The following is a 19,638-nucleotide window of genomic DNA, read 5'->3' as shown; positions in this document are numbered from 1 at the left end:
ATGAAAATCAATAAGACGAATGCAGCAAGGCTTCTCGACAAGGCCAAGATTGCGTATGAGCTCATTCCCTACGAGGTGGATGAGAACGACTTAAGTGCAGTGCATGTAGCTGCCAGTTTGGGTGAGGACATCAATTGCGTGTTCAAGACGCTGATTCTTCACGGTGATAAATCCGGTTATTTTGTCTGTGTCATCCCGGGTGAGCACGAAGTGGATTTGAAGCTGGCGGCAAAAGCGTCAGGAAACAAAAAATGTGACCTTATCCCGGTTAAGGAACTTTTACCTCTGACTGGCTATATCCGGGGTGGGTGTTCACCCATCGGCATGAAGAAACCTTTCCCTACCTATATCCATGAAACGTGCCTGCGGTTTCCGTATATCTATATCAGTGCCGGACAACGCGGTTTGCAGCTTAAGTTGGATCCGAAGGATTTGGTAAGGGAAGTGCATGCAGAGGTTTGTATTCTTTTTAATGAATAAATCTTCTATTTCTGCCGAGATATTTTAATTTTATAAGGAAATCTTCAATAGAATTTATATATTTGCAGGAATTATTCAAGAAATCAATCCAATTACTAATTCTAAAAACTAATTTTTATGTTCAACAAACACCCTAAAGGTCTGATTGCCGCATCTTTTGCTAATTTGGGCGAGCGTTTCGGCTTTTATACAATGATGGCCATTCTTGTACTTTTTCTGCAAGCCAAGTTCGGACTGGATGGAAAAGAGGCAGGTTTGATCTACTCAACATTTTATTTTTCTATTTACATTCTAGCATTGATAGGTGGTATTATTGCCGACAGAACCCGTAATTACAAAGGTACCATCTTTGCCGGTATTGTTTTGATGGCGGTAGGTTACTTGATGCTGGCCATCCCGTCTCCTACACCGGTTGCCAATAAGACCTTGTTTCTGGTGATTACTTGTGCAGCCTTGTTTGTCATTGCTTTCGGAAATGGTCTTTTCAAGGGAAATCTTCAAGCGCTGGTAGGGCAGATGTACGACAATCCTCAGTACTCCAGCATGCGCGATTCCGGTTTCTCCTTATTCTATATGTTCATCAATGTAGGTGCCATCTTTGCCCCGTTTGCCGCAGTAGGCGTGCGTAACTGGTGGTTGTCCACATTCGGCTACAATTATGATGCCGACCTGCCTGCCCTTTGCCACGGACATCTGGCAGGAACGCTGACTCCCGAGGCTGTGGACACTTATAGCGCATTGGCAGCCAAAGCCACTATTTCCGGAACACCCGTAACGGATATGACGGTATTTGCCAATGAATATCTGAACGTGTTTACCACCGGTTTCCATTATGCATTCGGTGTAGCTATCTTGGCTATGGTTCTCTCTTTGGTAATTTTCGTCATCAACAGAAAGAAATTCCCCGATCCCAGCAAGAAGGTTGCTGCAAAAGCGGGCGATGCCACTGCAGTGGAGATGAATGCACAAGAGGTAAGACAGCGCATGTATGCATTGTTTGCCGTATTCGGTGTGGTAATTTTCTTCTGGTTCTCGTTCCATCAGAATGGATTGACACTGACTTATTTTGCCAAGGAATATACAGATTTGAATTTGTTCGGCATGGCTATTTCAGCTGAGCTGTTCCAGTCTTTGAACCCGATTTTCGTTGTGTCTCTCACTCCGGTCATCATGGCTGTCTTTGCAGCACAGCGTGCCAAGGGTAAAGAGCCTTCCACTCCGCGGAAGATTGCCATTGGTATGGGTATTGCTGCCACCGGCTTCCTTATAATGGCTATCGGTTCTTATGTAAGCAACTTGCCGATGCACAAGGATATTATCGCTTTGGGTACCTCTCCGGTGAAGGTGACTCCGCTGTTGCTGATGGTTACCTATCTGATATTGACTGTTGCCGAGTTGTACATTTCTCCGTTGGGCATTTCATTCGTATCCAAGGTGGCTCCTCCCAAATATCAGGGTATCATGCAGGGCGGTTGGCTCGGTGCTACTGCCATTGGTAATCAGTTGCTCGTTATCGGTGCTATCCTCTACGAAAGTATTCCTATCTGGATGACGTGGACGGTATTTGTAGTAGCGTGCTGCATTTCCATGTTCACCATGCTGTTCATGCTGAAATGGCTTGAAAAGGTGGCGAAGTAATCGGAAACGAAAGATAAAACTAAAGGCTGCGCAATGTTCGTAATGAACTGCGCAGCCTTTAGTTTTTGGAGGGCTTTTAATGCCGGGACTCAGATTTCCAGTCCCATGATGTAGTCATTCATGTAATATCCGTTTCCTATCGGGAAATCCCCTTCACGGAGTTTCCGCATTCCCATATGTTCGTAAAACTGCAGTGCCTTGTTGGTGCGGTTCACATTCAATTCCATCAGACAAGGGCCGGGATGCACTTCCTTGATGTACTTGATGGCTTCGCGAAAGAGGAAACTGCCGCAATGTGCACCCTGGTAATAGGGGAGCACATAAATCTTTTGCAGGTGGAATAAATCTTCTCCTTGCTGCTGTACGGACACATAGCCCGCCGCTTCACATTCTTCGTAGGCCAGGAAGTAGACGTGGCCTTCCTCTTCCATTTGCTTGCGGATATTGTCCAATGAATACATCCATTCCATCATGTAGTCGGTCTGTTCGGGAGTAAGGATATCCTTATACGTGACGGGGAATATTTGCTGCGCAAGTTTCTGAATCAGTGCGCAGTCTGCTGTCGTTGCTTTTCTTATGGTAAACATATCGGTTGTATTTATACTGTTTGGGGTGTAAAGTTAAGCCTTTTTTGTGAAACAATCGTTATCTTTGCAGACCGTTACCGAACTAACTAATTTTGATTTTAAAAATTATGGCATTTACGAGCAACATTATGATTGTCCGCCACAGATTACTGAAGGAACTGGTAAAGCTGTGGAATAACAACGAACTTGTGGATAAAATAGACCGGCTGCCCATCGAGCTGAGTCCGAAGAGGTCCAAGCACGCGGGACGCTGCTGTGTGCACAAAGAGCGCGCGGTGTGGAAGTACAAGTCATTGCCGCTTCTGGGACTCGATATGGAGGACGAGACGGATGAGCTGACCCCCTTGTCGGAGTACGCTGCCCGTGCACTGGACAGAGCGGAAAATGGCAGGCCGAAAGACAACATCATGTGTGTGATTGACGAAGCTTGTTCGGCATGTGTGCAGATTAACTACGAGATTACGAACCTCTGCCGCGGATGTACGGCACGCAGTTGCCAGGTGAATTGTCCCAAGAAGGCAGTGCATGTCAAGGAGAGCGGTCAGGCATGGATTGACCATGATGCATGTATCAGTTGCGGCATCTGCCATAAGAGTTGTCCCTACCATGCCATTGTTTATATTCCCGTACCTTGTGAGGAAGCTTGTCCCGTGAAAGCCATCAGTAAGGATGAGAAGGGGATAGAGCATATTGACGAAAGCAAATGTATCTATTGCGGAAAGTGTCTCAATGCATGTCCATTCGGAGCAATTTTCGAAATATCGCAGGTGTTCGACGTGTTGCACAGAATCCGCAAGGGTGAGCAGGTGGTGGCTATCGTGGCTCCGTCCATCCTGGGGCAGTTCAAGACGACTATTGAACAAGTATATGGCGCATTGAAACAAGTCGGTTTTACGGATGTCATCGAGGTGGCTCAGGGAGCGATGGATACCGTCAGCAACGAGGCGCACGAGCTGATTGAGAAGCTGGAGGAGGGTCAGAAGTTTATGACGACTTCCTGCTGTCCGTCTTATATAGAGTTGGTGAACAAGCATATTCCTGCCATGAAGCCTTACGTGTCGGGCACCGGTTCGCCAATGTATTATGCTGCCCGCATTGCTAAAGAGAAGTATCCGGATGCGAAGGTGGTCTTCATAGGTCCTTGCGTTGCCAAGCGCAAAGAGGCGCAGCGCGACGAGGCGGTGGACTTTATCATGACTTTCGAGGAGGTGGCTTCCGTGCTTGCCGGGCTGGATATTCAGATGGAGCAGGCAAAGCCCTATTCCATGAGTTTCACTTCCGTGCGCGAGGCGCATGGTTTTGCGCAGGCAGGAGGCGTGATGGGTGCCGTGAAAGCCTATCTGAAGGAAGAGGCAGATAAAATCAATGCCGTACAAGTGGCTAATCTGGATAAGAAGGCTATCGGTGCGTTGCGTGCTTACGCCAAGTCGGGCAAGGCTCCGGGGCAATTTATTGAAGTGATGGCTTGCGAGGGCGGTTGTATTACCGGGCCATGTTCGCACAATGAAATAACTGCCGGAAAGCGCCAGCTGACGCAGGAGTTGGCAAAGAGGAAAGAGACGTATTAGCCCTTTGTCCGTTTATATGAAGCATTTGATTGACAAACTGCGGAGCAACCGCAGGCTGGATGCCGAAGAGTATAAAGCCATGCTTCTTTGCCGGGACACAGAACTTGCAGCCTACCTGCAGGAGCTTGCTCGGGAAGAAGCGCTTGCCCGCTTTGGCAATAAAATCTTCATTCGCGGACTGATTGAGATAACCAACCGTTGCCGCAATAACTGCTACTATTGCGGCATACGGAAGGAGAACCGGAACATAACCCGTTATGAGCTGACGCAGGAGGAGATTCTTTCGTGTTGCCATGAAGGCTATCGGTTGGGCTTCCGTACCTTTGTGCTGCAAGGGGGCGAAGCGCCGGCGGTGAAGGATGAGGGGATGGTGGAGGCAGTTGCCGCTATCCGGCAATCCTTCCCGGATTGTGCCATTACCTTATCCTTGGGCGAGAAATCGCGGGAAGCTTACGAACGTTTCTTCCTGGCAGGTGCCAACCGCTATCTGTTGCGGCACGAAACCTGCAACGAAGGGCATTATCACCGGCTTCATCCTGCGGAGATGTCCCTTTCCCATCGGTTGCAATGCTTGGACTGGCTGAAAGAGATAGGCTATCAAGTGGGAACCGGAATCATGGTGGGCAGTCCTTACCAGACGGTGGACCATTTGGTAGAAGACATTCTCTTCATCGAACGGTTTCAGCCGGAGATGATAGGCATGGGACCTTTTCTTCCACATCACGATACTCAGTTTTCCTCTTTTCCGTCGGGAGATATGGAGTTGACGTTGAAGTTGCTTTCTATCTTCCGGTTGATGCATCCCGCGGCACTGATACCTGCTACCACTGCCCTGGCCACACTTGCTCCGGACGGACGGGAACGGGGAATATTGGCTGGCGCCAATGTCGTGATGCCTAATCTTTCGCCTTCTCATCAGCGGGCGAAGTACTCCCTCTATGATAACAAAGCTTCTGCGGGTGCCGAAGCGGCAGAAGGTTTGCTAAAATTGGAGGAACAACTGAAAGGGATAGGCTATGAGGTATCAAGAGAGAGAGGAGATTATGAGAATGGAGAATTGACCGTTGATAATTGATAATTTTCAAATCTTCATTCTTTATTTTAATTACCAATTATCAATTTACGAAGTGTATAACATAAAGTCAAGACAAGCGGAAGAATTCATCAATCACCAGGAGATATTGGATACATTGGAGTATGCGCAGGCAAACCGCAACAACCGTCCGCTCATCGAAAGTTTGATTGACAAGGCTGCTTTGTGCCAGGGACTTTCCCATCGGGAGGCGGCCCTGCTGCTGGAATGTGACGAGCCGGAACTGGTGCAGCGCATCTATCGTCTGGCACGTGAAATCAAACGGAAATTCTATGGCAACCGCATTGTGATGTTTGCCCCGCTTTACCTTTCCAACTATTGCGTGAACGGTTGCGTCTATTGCCCGTATCATGCCAAGAACCGTACCATCCCCCGCAAGAAACTCTCGCAAGAGGAGATACGCCGCGAGGTTATCGCCTTGCAGGACATGGGACATAAACGCCTGGCGCTGGAAGCCGGAGAAGACCCTCGAAACAACCCTATCGACTATATCTTAGAGTCTATCCGCACCATCTACAGCATCCACCACAAGAACGGGGCCATCCGCCGGGTGAATGTCAACATAGCCGCCACTACAGTGGAAAACTATCGGTTGCTGAAAGAGGCAGGCATCGGCACTTATATCCTTTTTCAGGAGACTTACAGCAAAGAGCATTACGAAGCCTTGCATCCCACGGGACCAAAAAGTAATTATGCCTACCACACCGAAGCGATGGACCGTGCTATGGAGGGTGGCATCGACGACGTAGGTATCGGCGTATTGTTCGGTCTGAACACCTATCGCTACGACTTTGTAGGATTGCTGATGCATGCCGAACATCTGGAAGCTACCTTTGGCGTGGGTCCGCATACCATCAGCGTGCCGCGTATCTGTCCGGCAGATGATATTTCGACCGAGGATTTTCCCGATGCCATCTCGGATGAGATGTTCTGCCGTATTGTGGCGGTTACCCGCATTGCGGTGCCTTATACGGGAATGATTATTTCCACCCGTGAGTCGGAAGCCGTACGCCGTCGGGTGCTCGAACTGGGCGTTTCGCAGATAAGCGGCGGTTCGCGCACCAGCGTGGGAGGCTATGCCGTGCCGGAAGCCAAAGAGGAAGATTCCTCCCAATTCGATGTGAGCGACCGGCGCACGCTGGATGAAGTGGTGAGTTGGCTGCTCGACCTGGGGCATATCCCCAGCTTCTGCACCGCCTGCTATCGCGAGGGACGTACCGGAGACCGCTTCATGTCGCTCGTCAAGCGCGGACAGATAGCAAACTGCTGCCAGCCCAATGCACTGATGACATTAAAAGAATATCTGGAGGACTATGCCTCCTCCGAAACCAAGGAGAAGGGCATACTGCTGATTCGTGAGGAGATGGAGCATATCCCGAACCCCAAGATACGGGCGATAGCCGAACGTAATCTTCAGGAGATAGGGGAGGGGAAAAGAGACTTTAGATTTTAGATTTCGGATTTATGAATAATACACCTCGTTCCAACCGCCTGCACATTGCCGTCTTTGGACGACGGAACAGCGGAAAGTCCAGACTTGTCAATGCCTTGACCGGGCAAGACACGGCATTGGTATCCGCAACGCCCGGCACTACTACCGACCCCGTGACCAAAGCCATGGAAGTATATCCTTTGGGCCCGTGCCTCTTTATCGATACCCCCGGTTTTGATGACGACGAAGGCGAACTGGGCGGTATGCGCGTGGAGCGTACCTTAAAGACGGTGGAGAAAGCAGACATCGCCCTCTTGCTTTATGAAGCTGACGGAACGCTGGAACAGCAATGGCTAAAGCTGCTGGCAGCGCGCGAAATCCCCGTGATACTGATACTGAATAAAGCCGATTCCCGTCAAGACACCGCTTCCGTGGTTCTTCGGATTGAAAAGGAGTGCGGGCAGGCTCCCGTTGTGGTCAGTGCCAAAGAGGGTACCGGCATTCAAGGCATTTTCGATGCTATCCTCGAAAAGCTTCCCGAGAATTTTGGTGAGCAGACTATCACGGGCGATTTGGTACGTGAAGGAGATGTCGTCCTGCTGGTGATGCCCCAGGATATACAAGCCCCCAAAGGTCGTCTCATTCTTCCGCAAGTGCAGACCATCCGCGAACTGTTGGATAAAAAGTGCTTAGTGATGAGCTGCACCACCGACAAGCTGCAAGCCTCCCTGCAAGCCCTTGTCCGTCCGCCTAAGCTGATAATCACCGATTCACAAGTATTCCCCATCGTCTATCAACAAAAGCCTGCCGAAAGTAGTCTTACTTCCTTCTCGGTTCTTTTTGCCGGTTACAAAGGAGACATCAATGCCTTTGTAGAGGGAGCTGCCGCTATTCATAGTCTGACACCCCAATCGCGTGTACTGATAGCCGAAGCCTGCACCCACGCCCCGCTGACCGAGGACATCGGCACCGTCAAAATTCCCCGCCTGTTACGAAAGCGCATCGGCGAGGAATTGCAGATAGACTTTGTATCTGGAAATGACTTTCCCAAAGACTTGTCCCGATATGATTTAATTATCCATTGCGGCGCTTGCATGTTCAACCGGAAGTACGTTCTCAATCGTATAGCCCATGCTTGCGCACAGCACATCCCCATAACCAACTACGGAGTAGCAATTGCGAGTCTGACCGGTATATTGGATAAAATTGTTATCCATCGGTAAATATCCCTCTTCCTCTCTGTTCACGTTACTGATGTTATAGAGTAGCGTGAACTACTTTTCTTGTTAATAATGTTTAATATAAAGTACTTTGCAATGCAAGGTACTAGTATAATACATATATTTGTGCCATACAAGGAACAACAATAGAATTAATAAGGACACTCCTTACTCTATTGCGCAGCCAAATAGTAAATTGTCAAATAGTAAATACCATTATGGATGTAAACAATGTAAAGTCGCAAATGCGCAAGGGCATGCTTGAATATTGCATCATGCTGCTGCTTCACAAAGAGCCGGCTTATGCTTCGGATATCATTCAGAAGTTGAAAGAAGCCAGACTGATTGTGGTGGAAGGTACACTTTATCCGTTGCTCACCCGTTTGAAGAACGACGACCTTTTGGGGTATGAATGGATTGAGTCTACACAAGGGCCTCCCCGTAAATATTACCGGTTGACGGAAAAAGGAGAAGTCTTTCTCGGTGAACTGGAAACATCCTGGAAAGAGTTGAACGAGACGGTGAATCACATCAGCAATTCTTGAAATAGCCGAAGAGAATATACCGTAATTCGCCGGATGGTAAATCGTAAATAGTAAAATTGTAAATAAATAATGTGTTATGAAAAAGACATTAACTGTAAATTTAGGTGGAACCGTTTTCAATATTGATGATGACGCATACCGTCTTTTGGATAATTATCTGAGTAATCTCAAGATGCACTTCCGCAAGGAAGCCGGTGCCGACGAGATTGTAGATGATATTGAACGCCGTATTTCCGAACTCTTTGCCGAGAAATTGTCGGCCGGTTCACAAGTAATCACGATAGCCGACGTGGAAGAGGTGATTGCCCGCATGGGAAAGCCGGAAGATATGGAGGCAGAAGGAGAGAGTGCTAGTGCCGATTCCGGCAGCACGAGTGCCGGGGGCGGCTATGGTGCCGGTGCTTGGAACAGCAATACCGCTTATGGCACTACACGCCGTCGTCTATACCGCAATCCGGATGACAAAATGCTGGGTGGTGTCATCAGTGGAATGGCTGCCTACCTGGGATGGGATGTAACTTTACTTCGACTGTTACTGCTTGTCATCTTGATTTGTGGGGTAGGGACATTGATACCGGTCTATATCGTGTGTTGGCTGGTTATACCGGAAGCCCGCACAGCAGCCGAGAAGTTGAGTATGCGTGGCGAGGCCGTTACGGTAGAGAATATCGGAAAGACGGTGACGGACGGTTTTGAGAAGGTTGCCAATGGGGTGAATGATTATATGAGGTCGGACAAACCCCGTACTTTCTTGCAGAAGTTGGGAGATGCATTGGTGATGATTGTCGGCTGGTTCTTGAAAATCTGTCTGGTGATATTTGCCATTATCTGCAGTCCGGTACTGTTTGTATTTGGAGTGGTATTTGTGGCGTTGTTGTTTGCTGCGATAGCGGTGGCTGTTGGTGGCGGTGCGGCTCTCATTTCCTTTTTCCCGATGGCTGATGTGGTACTGCCTACTTCTCCGTTGTCTGCCATTGTGATGTACATTGCAGGAATCTTGCTGGTAGGAATTCCTTTGGTCAGTCTTGTATGGGCCATCTTCAGTCAGATATTCAAATGGCAGCCGATGAATTCCGGTTTGAAGTGGACGCTGGTTATTCTTTGGATTGTAAGTGCGGCTTGCTTCGGAATCTGTTTTGCAGTGCAAGGGGCTACTTTCCCGGAATTGGGTATCTTTAACTTCTGAGAATAGTAATTTCTTTTTTAATTGATGTCGTGTTTGTAGGAATCTGATTTCTATAAACACGATATTTTTTATTTCAATGTAATTATTTGTTATACAGTGGAATATTTCGTTTGGAAAAGGTGTTTTTTAAACGTTCGTTTAATGAACGCAAAGATAACGTGTATTTTTGAATCTCGCAAAATGTTTAATAAAAATATTCTATAAATTTCTTTTTAGTGAGTATAATACTTTGTCAGTAAGCCTATTGCATTGTATTTCTCTAACTTCTTCCTTTTACTAATTTTTAAGTAATCTTCCCTCTTTAGTTTTCTTAAATATTGACGTTCAAAAAACGAACGTCTATTGAACGCTTTTTGCTTGCAATAGATTCGTTTACAGCATTTTACCTGACAGGTAATGAATGACTGCAAAAAATCTGTTGACAAGAAGGGCATAAAGCTTGTCGTATTCTACATAAAGTGTCCGCAAGTAATTGAATTTCAAGTGTATGCAAGAGGTTCAAAGCCCCAGGAGAACACCCTTGTCTGAACAAAAGCATAAAAATGGGAATAGAGAAAGAGGTCGAAATCTGGTATGCTATGCGTGCCACCTACCGCAGAGAACCGGATGCCATGCATCTGCTCAAGAAAGAAAATTTGGGCTGTTTCATTCCTATGCAATACAAGATATGTATAAAAAAAGGGAAAAAAGTCCGTGCTCTGGTTCCGGTCGTTCATAATCTGCTTTTTGTCCATGCCCGTCCTTCCGATGTGCAGCGTGTAAAATCTCAAGTCACTTATCTGCAATATATCACCGATACCCGCAGTGGGCAGAAGATTATTGTCCCAGACGGTCAGATGCAGCGTTTCATTGCCGTATCCGGCACTTACGATGATCATCTTCTTTATTTTCAACCGGATGAATTGAACTTGTCCAAAGGCACCAAAGTCCGGATTACCGGCGGTGAATTTGAGGGGCAAGAGGGTGTGTTTCTGAAGGTGAAAGGCGCACGTGACCGTCGCGTGGTTATCGAAATACAAGGTGTCATAGCTGTTGCCATGGCCACTATCCATCCCGATCTTATAGAAGTAATCGGCTGAACTTTAATTTTTAATTCTTAATTCTATAATTGCTTATGTCTCTTTCCGAAGAAGCAATCACTCTTCAGCGTGCTGCGCACGAACTGATGTATTTGGGTATGGACGGCAGTCCCGTCTATAGCGATGACTTGTCACGGCGGAACGGTGAGGTCTACCGTCTTACCATGGCTTTATACCGGTCGGGTGTAAAAGGCACTACCATCGAAGAGCAGGCAAATGTCTGTCTTGCCCTTCTTATGGGTTACAGCGCCTCTTTTGTGGACCATGGCGAAAAGCAGCAGCATGTCCAGGAAGTGCTGGACTGTTGTTGGGATGTGCTCGACGCCCTTCCCGCTTCCTTACTGAAGCTCCGTCTGCTTACCGCCTGCTACGGTGAAGTGTTCGACGAGTCTTTGGCCGACGAAGGCCGTTCCATCATCGCCTCCTGGGATTCCTTATCACTTACTCCCGAACAGCAGGAAGCGGTTGATGAATTTCAGAATGTGACAGACAATCCCTATCCATGGGAATATATCGATGAATAAAACTTTTCATATAATGCTTAACAATAAATCCGTATTGATTACCGGAGGAACGGGTTCCTTCGGAAAGAAGTTTGTGGAAACCATTCTCCGTGATTATCCGCAAGTAAAGAAAATTATTATTTACTCCCGCGATGAGCTGAAGCAATTTGAGCTGAAACAGAAATATCCCGGTCATAAGTATCCGCAACTGCGTTTCTTTATCGGTGATGTCCGTGACCTCGAACGCCTGACGCGGGCTTGCGAAGGAGTGGACGTGATTATCCATGCAGCCGCCATCAAGCAGGTGGATACCGCTGAATACAATCCCGAAGAGTGCATCAAAACCAATGTACACGGTGCGCAGAATGTGATAAAGGCTGCTCTTGCCACCGGTGTACAGCATGTGGTGGCCCTTTCTACTGACAAGGCTTGTGCCCCCATTAATCTTTATGGCGCCACCAAGCTCACTTCCGACAAGCTGTTTACTGCCGCCAACAATATCAGCGGTTCCAAGGACATCAGGTTCTCCGTAGTCCGTTATGGCAATGTGATGGGTTCCCGCGGTTCCGTAATCCCTTTCTTTATCAACAAGCGTGACAACGGGGCGAAGGAACTTCCCATAACCGATATGCGCATGACCCGTTTCAACATTTCACTGGAAGCCGGTGTCGCTTTGGTCATGTATGCCATCGGACATCACCTGGGTGGTGAAATCTTTATTCCTAAGATTCCTTCCTATCATATCCAGGACGTGGCTACCGCCATTGCACCCAATCTGCCGCAGGTGGAAGTGGGCATCCGTCCGGGAGAGAAACTGCACGAGGAGATGATTACTGTAACCGATGCTCTTGATACAATCGATTTGGGCAGATATTATGTCATTCTTCCTTCCGTATCTTTCAAGCACAGTCGCGAAGAGTTCATCAGACATCACAATGCAGTACCCGTTCCCGACGGTTTCCACTACAGCAGTGACAACAATACGGAGTGGGAGACAGTAGAGACTATGCGCGAGAATATCAAGAAATACGTTGACCCTAATTTCGAGGTGAAATGATAAGCAAGCCTATTCCATACGGTCGTCAGCATATCACAGATGAGGACATCCGGGCAGTCATCGATACCCTGAAAAGCGATTACCTGACACAAGGTCCCAAAATCAGGGAATTTGAAACGAAATTTGCCGAATATGTAGGTGCACAATATGCCGTAGCGGTGAACAATGCTACTTCGGGGCTTCATCTTGCAGCTACCGCACTGAATGTAAAGCCGGGTGACAAGGTGATTGTCACTCCCATGACCTTTGCTGCCAGTGCCAACTGCATTCGCTATTGTGGCGGCGAGGTGGTATTCTGTGATATTGACAAGGATACTTACCTCATGGATATCCGTAAACTCGAAGCCATGCTTAAAGCTTCTCCTCGCGGTACTTACAAAGGTATTGTTCCGGTTGATTTTGCAGGCTATCCTTTGGATCTGGAAGAGTTCAGAAAGCTTGCCGACGAGTACGGTTTGTGGATTATCGAGGATGCCTGCCATGCTCCCGGCGGCTATTTCATGGACAGTAAAGGCAAGAAACAACATTGTGGTAACGGTTGTTTTGCCGACTGTGCCGTATTCTCTTTCCATCCCGTGAAACATATCGCTACGGGTGAGGGAGGCATGGTGACCACCAACAGCAAGGAGCTCTATGACAAGCTTTGTCTTTACCGTACGCATGGCATTACGAAAGACCCTGCTTTATTGCACGAGCATCATGGTGGCTGGTATTACGAGATGCAGGAGTTAGGGTATAATTACCGTCTGACTGATTTTCAGGCTGCCTTGGGTATTTCTCAGCTGGAGCGTGCGAAAGCAGGTCTTGAACGTCGTCATGAAATCGTAAGACGCTATAATGAAGCGTTTTCCGGAATAGATGGTATCAAGACTCCGTTCAATACTGCCGATGTCTATCATGCTTATCACCTTTATATCATTCAAGTAGCTGACCGCTTGGGTCTTTATAATTATCTGCACGAGAACAATGTCTATGCGCAGGTTCATTATGCTCCGCTTCATCTGATGCCTTACTATCAGCAGTGGGGCAATAGGAAAGGCGATTTACCTATAGTAGAAGAGTATTACGAACATTGTCTGAGTCTTCCGATGTATCCCACGCTGACGGACGAGGAACAGGAGTATGTGATTGAAAAGGTTATAGAATTTGTAGCGAAATGAAAAATATAGCAATCATTCCTGCACGTGGCGGCAGTAAACGTATTCCGCGTAAGAATATCAAGCCCTTTATGGGTAAACCTATCATTGCATATTCCATAGAGGCAGCTTTACAAAGCGGTCTTTTTGAGGAGGTGATGGTTTCTACCGATGATGAGGAGATTGCCGGAATAGCTTGTAAGTATGGTGCCAAAGTTCCTTTTATGCGGAGTGCCGAGATGTCAAATGACTATGCCGGTACTGATGATGTAATTCTTGAAGTACTGAGGAAGTATAAAGAGCAAGGCAGGGAGTTTGAAACGGTTTGTTGCATTTACTCAACGGCTCCTTTTGTCACTCCCGAAAGACTCCGGGAAGCATACGGAAAAATGAATTCGGAGATAGATTCCGTTTTCACTTGTGTGGCTTATTCCTATCCTATACAGCGCAGCCTTCACATCGTGGATGGAAAAATTAGTATGGTTTATCCCGAATACAAAAATGCACGTTCCCAAGATTTAGAACCGATTTATCACGATGCCGGTCAGTTCTATTTCTCTCGCACTGCTCCCTTTGTGGAGAGCCGGACTTTTTGGGGTGAGAATACAGCCGGGTTGGTGCTTTCCGAACTTGAAGTGCAGGACCTTGATACACAGACTGACTGGGCATTGGCAGAGATGAAGTATGAGTTGCTTCATAAATGATGTAATGCAGAAAATCTATCTCCGTGCCGATGCAAGTGCTGCCATCGGCTACGGTCACTTTATTCGTACTCTGGCTTTGGCCGATATGCTGAAGGACGATTTTGATTGTACCTTCTTTACTTGCCATCCTACCCCTTATCAGGTGAGTGAGATGGAGAAGGTATGTCCTTTCATCCCCTTACAGGAAGAATCACATTATGATGAGTTCCTTTCCCTTTTGCAAGGTGACGAAATTGTGGTACTTGACAACTATTTCTTTACTACTGATTACCAGCGTGCCATCAAGCAAAAAGGTTGCTGTCTGGTGTGTGTGGATGATATGCACGACAAGCACTATGTGGCTGATCTTATAGTCAATCAGGGATTGGGTTACACGCGTGATGACTATTCGTGCGAACCATATACTCAATTTGCCTTTGGGCTTCAATTTTCATTGTTGAGGAGGCCTTTCTTCAATGTTGCGCTGCAGAATAAACGGAACAATTATTCAGGAGGTTTATATGTATTGGTGGCTTTTGGTGGTTCTGATTTCTTGAATTTGACGTATCAGACCATTCATGCAATTAAAGCTAAAGACAATGTGAAGAAGATAACGGCAATTGTCGGTGATTCGTATGCAGCCGAGAATATGGTTGATGACCCCAAAGTAACCTATCAGAAGAATTTGTCTGCCGGTTCCATTGCAGACTTGTTTAGTACTGTAGATGTCGCCATATTGCCTGCCTCTACGATGATGAATGAGGCATTGGCCTGTGGAACTCCTGTTATAGGAGGGTATTATGTTGATAATCAGGAGCGCGACTATTATATGTTTTTGCGTGAAGGGCTGATTCAGGGGGCGGGTGATTATACCGATGCCGCTGCCTTTACTCTTGTTGCTGAGAATTTGGATAAGATGGCCATTCGTAAAAGACATGCCATCACTCCGGATATTCCCAAACGGTTTGTCAATTCGTTTAAAAGTCTGTTGATATGCAAGTAACTTCACAAAGAGCTTCGGCCATATTGTATAATTATCTGTCTGGCAACCATTTTGATAAACCGTTCTTATTGCCGGCAAATGTGTGTCCTGTAGTGCCCCTGTCGTTTATAAAAGCAGGTGTCGGTTTTGAGTTTATAGACATAGATGAAAGCCATGCCATGTCAACCGAGAAATGTTTGACAGCTATAGAGGCGGGAAAATATTCCGGTCTTGTATTTGTGCATGCCTACGGGAAAAAGTATGACAACAAAGAATTTTACCGGGCAGTGAAAAGTCTCGATCCAAATCTTTGTATCATTGATGATTGTTGCTTGTGCATTCCCGAATTGGCAGATTCCTTGCCTGAAAATGTGGATCTCTGCCTTTACAGTACCGGATATGCCAAATTCATAGAACTTTCCTATGGTGGCTATGCAAGTTTTAGGGGGGGGTACGAAGTTGTTGATTATCAGTATGATAGCATTAGTGAACAAAAGCATTCGGTATATATAAGGAAATGTCTCCTGGAGAATGTCAGATATATGCTTCCGGCTGACTATCCTTGGCTGGACGCCTCAAATTTGCAAATGACCGATGAGGAATATTTTGACATCATTGAAAGAAAGCTCCCAAAAGTGATTGCGGAAAAAGAGAAAATAAACAAGATATACAGGAATCTGCTTCCTGAATCGATTCAGATGGGAGATGATTTCCAGAACTGGAGGTTCATGATTGTCATTGAGAACCGGCAGAAGGTTCTTGACGCAATATTCAAGGCCGGTCTGTTTGCCGGGACTAATTTCCCTTCGGTTTCATACATGTTCAAAGGTGTTTCTTCTCCTGTTGCGGAAGTGGAGGCGAAGCATATCGTCAATTTGTTTAATGATTTCCGGTTCAGTGAAGCACAGGCAAGAAAGATCTGTGATGTGATAAATTCGGTTATATGAATAAAAGATTATTGATACTGGGCGCAGGTGAAATGCAGGTTCCTGTCATCCGAAAGGCGAACGATATGGGATTGCATACCATAGTCGCAGATATGGATGCGAATGCTCCGGGAATGGGGTACGCCTCGGAACCGGTTCTTGTCAGCACGATGGATAAGGAAGGTGTTTTGGAATGTGCCAAACGTCACTCTGTTGACGGCATACTTACTACAAGTGACGCGCCTGTAAATGTGGTTTCCTATGTCGGGGAACAGCTGGGGCTTCCGTCCATGTCCACTGAGGTCGCAAAAATCTGTACAAACAAATACTTGCAGAGGGAAATGTTTGCGGCCAACGGGATTGATGTACCATTTTTCATGCTTTGTGATAAAGATACGGACTTGGGCACATTGCAAGATTATCCATATATTGTCAAACCGGTAGATTCCTCTGCAAGCCGCGGAGTAAAAAAGGTTACAAATCATAAAGAACTTGTACTTGCTTTTTCCGAAGCTCTCGGTTATTCCCGTACCGGAAAGGCCATTGTCGAGGGCTTTATAACAGGCCGTGAATTCAGTGTTGAAACATATACGCAAAACAATAAAACTACCGTTGTCACTATTACGGAGAAACTTTGTATCGGTGAGGCAGAAGGCTTCTTTGTTGAAGATACGCACATTGAACCGGCGCGTATAACGAAACAGGAGTGGGAGCTGGTTTCGGAGACCGTATCAAAAGCACTTTGCCTGATTGGACTTAATAATTGCCCCTCGCATACAGAAATAAAGCTGAATGAATCGGGCGCTTATATCATAGAAATTGCTTGCCGGCTTGGAGGAGATTATATAACCTCTGATTTGGTTCCATTGTCAACCGGGATAGATATGCTGAGAAATCTGGTGAACTGTTCTCTTGGTTTGCCCGTTGATGTCCTTCGCAAACATGAAAAATGCTCAGCGGTACAGTTCCTTAATCCGCTCAACTATCAGCGTTGTGTGGATTTTCTAAGCTCTTCCCGGTCATCGGCTGTTTTTCGGTCTGAAATAAGACCTTATTCTGAAAAAAAAATAAAAAACTCTTTAGACCGTTTAGGGTATATCATACTTCAGACTGATAGTATGGAAGAGCTTGAAAGTATTCTAAGGACGATTAAATAGTAAAGACATGAGAGATAAGTGTATGATTGTGGCTGAGATGTCTGCCAACCATAACGGTAAGAAAGAAACAGCCATTGAAACCGTCAGGGCTGCAAAACGTGCCGGAGCCGATGCCGTCAAGTTGCAGACCTATCGGGCTGATACCATTACGCTTCGCTGTGACAAGCCTGATTTTATAATTAATGAAGGCTCTATATGGGACGGGCAATATTTTTATGATTTGTATGAACAGGCTTATACTCCTTGGGAGTGGCATGAAGAGTTGTTCCATGTGGCCAAGGAAGAAGGACTGATCTGTTTTTCTTCTCCTTTTGATAAGACAGCCGTCGATATGCTTGAGGCTTTGGACTGTCCCGTTTTTAAGATAGCTTCTTTCGAAATTACGGATATTCCATTGATAGAATACGCGGCTTCGAAGCATAAGCCGATGGTACTTGCTACAGGCATAGCCACCGAAGAAGATATTCAATTGGCTGTTGAAGCTTGCCGCAGAATGGGAAATAATGATATTACGGTTCTTAAGTGTACCTCTTCTTATCCGGCTCCAGTTGAGGAAGCCAATCTTTGTATGATTCGTGATTTGGCAGAACGTTTCCAGGTAAAAAGTGGACTTTCCGACCATACCCTGGGGAGTGTCTCTCCCATTGTGGCGGTTACTCAAGGTGCGAGTATGATAGAAAAGCACTTTATTTTGAATCGTTCCATCGGTGGTCCGGATTGTTCTTTTTCTATGGAAGAGAAAGATTTTGCCCAAATGGTAAAAGATGTGCGCATGGCTGAGTTATCTTTGGGGAAAACGACTTACGAATTGACGGAGAAAATGAGAGGTAGCCGTTCCGCATCACGTTCTCTCTATGTGGCTGAGGATATGAAGGCCGGAGAAGTGATTACGGAGCGGAACGTTCGCTCCGTCCGTCCGGGCTTCGGCCTGCACCCCAAATATCTGAAAGATATATTGGGAAAGAACGTGAACCGGGATTTGGAGAAAGGGACGAGGTTTGCATTGGAGTACGTGAATGGTTAGCCTGATAAAAATAAGAAGATAAAATAGAGGTCTGGAATTTATTTTTCTATCTTTGTTCGTAGGTAATGGATATGGAAAAGTTGATTACTTTAGGTTTTGAAATATAAAGACTCAAATAAAGGATTATAGGGAGCCTTTTACAGCCCCCTATACTCCTTTTCCGCATCGAAGCACGGACACGCTTTCGTCGGATTCAAGTCATGGTGCCCCACAATCAGCGCCCGTGGAAAGATACGCTTCAACTCACGTAGCAGTGCCAGTAACGAAGCCTTCTGTTCCAATGTACGGGTATCGGCAGGAAAACTTGCAGCATCCAGTCCTCCTTCATAACAGATGCCGATAGAATGGCGGTTGTGATTGAGGCAATGCGCACCTATTTTTTCCAACGGGCGGCCGCGGTGTATTTCGCCGTTGCGGGTCAGATAGAAATGATAGCCGATGTCACGGAAGCCGCGGTGGTGGATGTGGTCGCGGCGGCAATCCTCAAAGCCCAGGGCCACGCCTTGAGGCGTGGCTGAGCAATGAACAATGAGCAGGGTAATCGTACGCATGGTTATTTGCAAGCGCCCAGACCTAAAGCTCCCGCTATGGCGGTAGCTACGGTGATGATTACTTTGAGGACAATGCCCCACACGGATTTTGACTTTTTGTCTTCACTCATGATGATTGGTAATTGATAATTAGTAATTTGTAATTATTCTCATCCTAACGGATTCTCGCCCTGATTGCCGTCACTTCCTCCGGAACCGCCGTCGGAACCACTGCCATCAGGAGCTTTTCCGCCTACGGTGTACAGGGAAGATTCTTTCAGCTGTCCATCCAGGTTGATTTGGGCATTACTCAGTTCGCCGGTGGCACGGGCGCGGAGCTTCAGCCCCTTCACGTTGTTGGCCAGCGAGAAGTCGGCAGCGGATTGCGCCCCTTTCTTGCTGACGATTCCTACGGAGAAGATGGCAAGGTCATCCAGTTTCACGTTCTTGCCGTCCAGAATCAATTCTTTGGTGCAGGAAACCATGTCTGCCAGTACCCCCTTGATGACACCACTCGAATAGGGGGTGTTGTGATTGGACATGTGCTTGGCCAATTTTTCGATGTCGAAGGTTTCTTCGATTACGGGGCGTGCATACCAGAGGCCTTTCAGTGGGCTGTCTTCGCCCGTCACTTGATACTTTTTGTAACGAATCATACAATTAAAATTTAGAAGTTAAAGGATAAAAACATTTGCTGTGTTGAACTCAACGATGCAAAGATAAGGCTGTGGATACGGGCGTTTGCCGGTTTTTGCAGGTTCTCGTCTGTTTGGGTCTGTTTTAGTCGGTTATTTACGCTTGTAAGTTTGATA

General features: G+C 46.7%; 21 protein-coding genes. 17 read left to right on the top strand and 4 right to left on the bottom strand.

The features are described 5' to 3' along the window. Complete coding sequence (ybaK, locus tag HUX74_RS00550; protein ID WP_005825350.1) at positions 1 to 480, top strand: Cys-tRNA(Pro) deacylase; 480 nt, start codon at positions 1 to 3, stop codon at positions 478 to 480. A 117-nt stretch (positions 481 to 597) separates the two neighbouring features. Then, positions 598 to 2,118 (top strand): peptide MFS transporter, encoded by a 1,521-nt coding sequence (locus tag HUX74_RS00545; protein ID WP_005825349.1) that lies wholly within the window; start codon positions 598 to 600, stop codon positions 2,116 to 2,118. 89 nt (positions 2,119 to 2,207) lie between these two features. Here the strand turns inward: HUX74_RS00545 and HUX74_RS00540 are convergent, their stop codons facing one another. Continuing rightward, positions 2,208 to 2,705 (bottom strand): GNAT family N-acetyltransferase, encoded by a 498-nt coding sequence (locus HUX74_RS00540; protein WP_022400709.1) that lies wholly within the window; start codon positions 2,703 to 2,705, stop codon positions 2,208 to 2,210. Between the two features lie 107 nt (positions 2,706 to 2,812). On the opposite strand from HUX74_RS00540, the gene HUX74_RS00535 reads away from it, so the two are divergent. The 15 genes from HUX74_RS00535 to pseI all read left to right on the top strand — a co-directional run bounded on the left by HUX74_RS00535 (position 2,813) and on the right by pseI (position 18,296). After that, positions 2,813 to 4,273, top strand: coding sequence for a monomeric [FeFe] hydrogenase (locus HUX74_RS00535; protein ID WP_005825346.1), 1,461 nt, complete (start codon positions 2,813 to 2,815; stop codon positions 4,271 to 4,273). Positions 4,274 to 4,289: 16 nt separating this feature from the next. Further along, positions 4,290 to 5,348 (top strand): [FeFe] hydrogenase H-cluster radical SAM maturase HydE, encoded by a 1,059-nt coding sequence (gene hydE, locus HUX74_RS00530; protein ID WP_174646023.1) that lies wholly within the window; start codon positions 4,290 to 4,292, stop codon positions 5,346 to 5,348. A 52-nt stretch (positions 5,349 to 5,400) separates the two neighbouring features. Further along, entirely contained in the window at positions 5,401 to 6,819 is a 1,419-nt protein-coding gene (gene hydG, locus HUX74_RS00525) for a [FeFe] hydrogenase H-cluster radical SAM maturase HydG (RefSeq protein WP_174646022.1), read from the top strand. Between the two features lie 11 nt (positions 6,820 to 6,830). Further along, a complete protein-coding gene (gene hydF, locus HUX74_RS00520; RefSeq protein WP_174646021.1) occupies positions 6,831 to 8,021 on the top strand; it encodes a [FeFe] hydrogenase H-cluster maturation GTPase HydF in 1,191 nt (396 codons plus the stop codon). Between the two features lie 215 nt (positions 8,022 to 8,236). After that, the gene (locus HUX74_RS00515; protein WP_005825341.1) at positions 8,237 to 8,563 is read left to right on the top strand and encodes a PadR family transcriptional regulator; all 327 of its coding nucleotides are present in this window, start codon (positions 8,237 to 8,239) and stop codon (positions 8,561 to 8,563) included. A gap of 76 nt (positions 8,564 to 8,639) precedes the next feature. Further along, entirely contained in the window at positions 8,640 to 9,749 is a 1,110-nt protein-coding gene (locus HUX74_RS00510; protein ID WP_005825340.1) for a PspC domain-containing protein, read from the top strand. A gap of 542 nt (positions 9,750 to 10,291) precedes the next feature. After that, positions 10,292 to 10,828: a UpxY family transcription antiterminator gene (locus HUX74_RS00505; RefSeq protein WP_005825336.1), complete on the top strand. Its 537-nt coding sequence runs from the start codon at positions 10,292 to 10,294 to the stop codon at positions 10,826 to 10,828. 35 nt (positions 10,829 to 10,863) lie between these two features. Continuing rightward, positions 10,864 to 11,352, top strand: a complete 489-nt coding sequence (locus HUX74_RS00500; protein WP_005829506.1) for a UpxZ family transcription anti-terminator antagonist — start codon at positions 10,864 to 10,866, stop codon at positions 11,350 to 11,352. A 13-nt stretch (positions 11,353 to 11,365) separates the two neighbouring features. Beyond that, complete coding sequence (gene pseB / locus HUX74_RS00495; RefSeq protein ID WP_005836599.1) at positions 11,366 to 12,388, top strand: UDP-N-acetylglucosamine 4,6-dehydratase (inverting); 1,023 nt, start codon at positions 11,366 to 11,368, stop codon at positions 12,386 to 12,388. Then, positions 12,385 to 13,548, top strand: coding sequence for a UDP-4-amino-4,6-dideoxy-N-acetyl-beta-L-altrosamine transaminase (gene pseC / locus HUX74_RS00490; protein ID WP_005829502.1), 1,164 nt, complete (start codon positions 12,385 to 12,387; stop codon positions 13,546 to 13,548). Before pseB ends, pseC begins: the two co-directional genes overlap by 4 nt. Then, positions 13,545 to 14,228, top strand: a complete 684-nt coding sequence (pseF, locus tag HUX74_RS00485) for a pseudaminic acid cytidylyltransferase (RefSeq protein WP_005829500.1) — start codon at positions 13,545 to 13,547, stop codon at positions 14,226 to 14,228. Before pseC ends, pseF begins: the two co-directional genes overlap by 4 nt. 4 nt (positions 14,229 to 14,232) lie before the next feature. Next, entirely contained in the window at positions 14,233 to 15,210 is a 978-nt protein-coding gene (pseG, locus tag HUX74_RS00480) for a UDP-2,4-diacetamido-2,4,6-trideoxy-beta-L-altropyranose hydrolase (RefSeq protein ID WP_174646020.1), read from the top strand. Further along, positions 15,201 to 16,136, top strand: coding sequence for a hypothetical protein (locus tag HUX74_RS20605; protein WP_254592818.1), 936 nt, complete (start codon positions 15,201 to 15,203; stop codon positions 16,134 to 16,136). The genes pseG and HUX74_RS20605 overlap by 10 nt, the downstream gene beginning before the upstream one ends. After that, positions 16,133 to 17,272 (top strand): ATP-grasp domain-containing protein, encoded by a 1,140-nt coding sequence (locus tag HUX74_RS00470; protein ID WP_005829494.1) that lies wholly within the window; start codon positions 16,133 to 16,135, stop codon positions 17,270 to 17,272. The genes HUX74_RS20605 and HUX74_RS00470 overlap by 4 nt, the downstream gene beginning before the upstream one ends. Before the next feature lie 7 nt (positions 17,273 to 17,279). Beyond that, positions 17,280 to 18,296: a pseudaminic acid synthase gene (gene pseI / locus HUX74_RS00465; RefSeq protein ID WP_174646019.1), complete on the top strand. Its 1,017-nt coding sequence runs from the start codon at positions 17,280 to 17,282 to the stop codon at positions 18,294 to 18,296. Positions 18,297 to 18,433: 137 nt separating this feature from the next. Here pseI and HUX74_RS00460 read toward each other — a convergent pair whose 3' ends face one another. The 3 genes from HUX74_RS00460 to HUX74_RS00450 are packed head-to-tail and all read right to left on the bottom strand — an operon-like array spanning position 18,434 to position 19,482. Then, positions 18,434 to 18,847, bottom strand: a complete 414-nt coding sequence (locus HUX74_RS00460; protein WP_034525799.1) for an N-acetylmuramoyl-L-alanine amidase — start codon at positions 18,845 to 18,847, stop codon at positions 18,434 to 18,436. A 2-nt stretch (positions 18,848 to 18,849) separates the two neighbouring features. Next, positions 18,850 to 18,957, bottom strand: a complete 108-nt coding sequence (locus HUX74_RS00455) for a smalltalk protein (protein WP_005829485.1) — start codon at positions 18,955 to 18,957, stop codon at positions 18,850 to 18,852. A 39-nt stretch (positions 18,958 to 18,996) separates the two neighbouring features. After that, a complete protein-coding gene (locus HUX74_RS00450) occupies positions 18,997 to 19,482 on the bottom strand; it encodes a DNA-binding protein (protein WP_005829481.1) in 486 nt (161 codons plus the stop codon). Positions 19,483 to 19,638: the final 156 nt, after the last annotated feature.

This window comes from Bacteroides sp. Marseille-P8574, assembly GCF_902825465.1.
GTDB lineage: Bacteria > Bacteroidota > Bacteroidia > Bacteroidales > Bacteroidaceae > Bacteroides > Bacteroides uniformis.
Note: the sequence above shows the minus strand (reverse complement) of the source record. Positions and strands in the feature narration are given on the sequence as shown.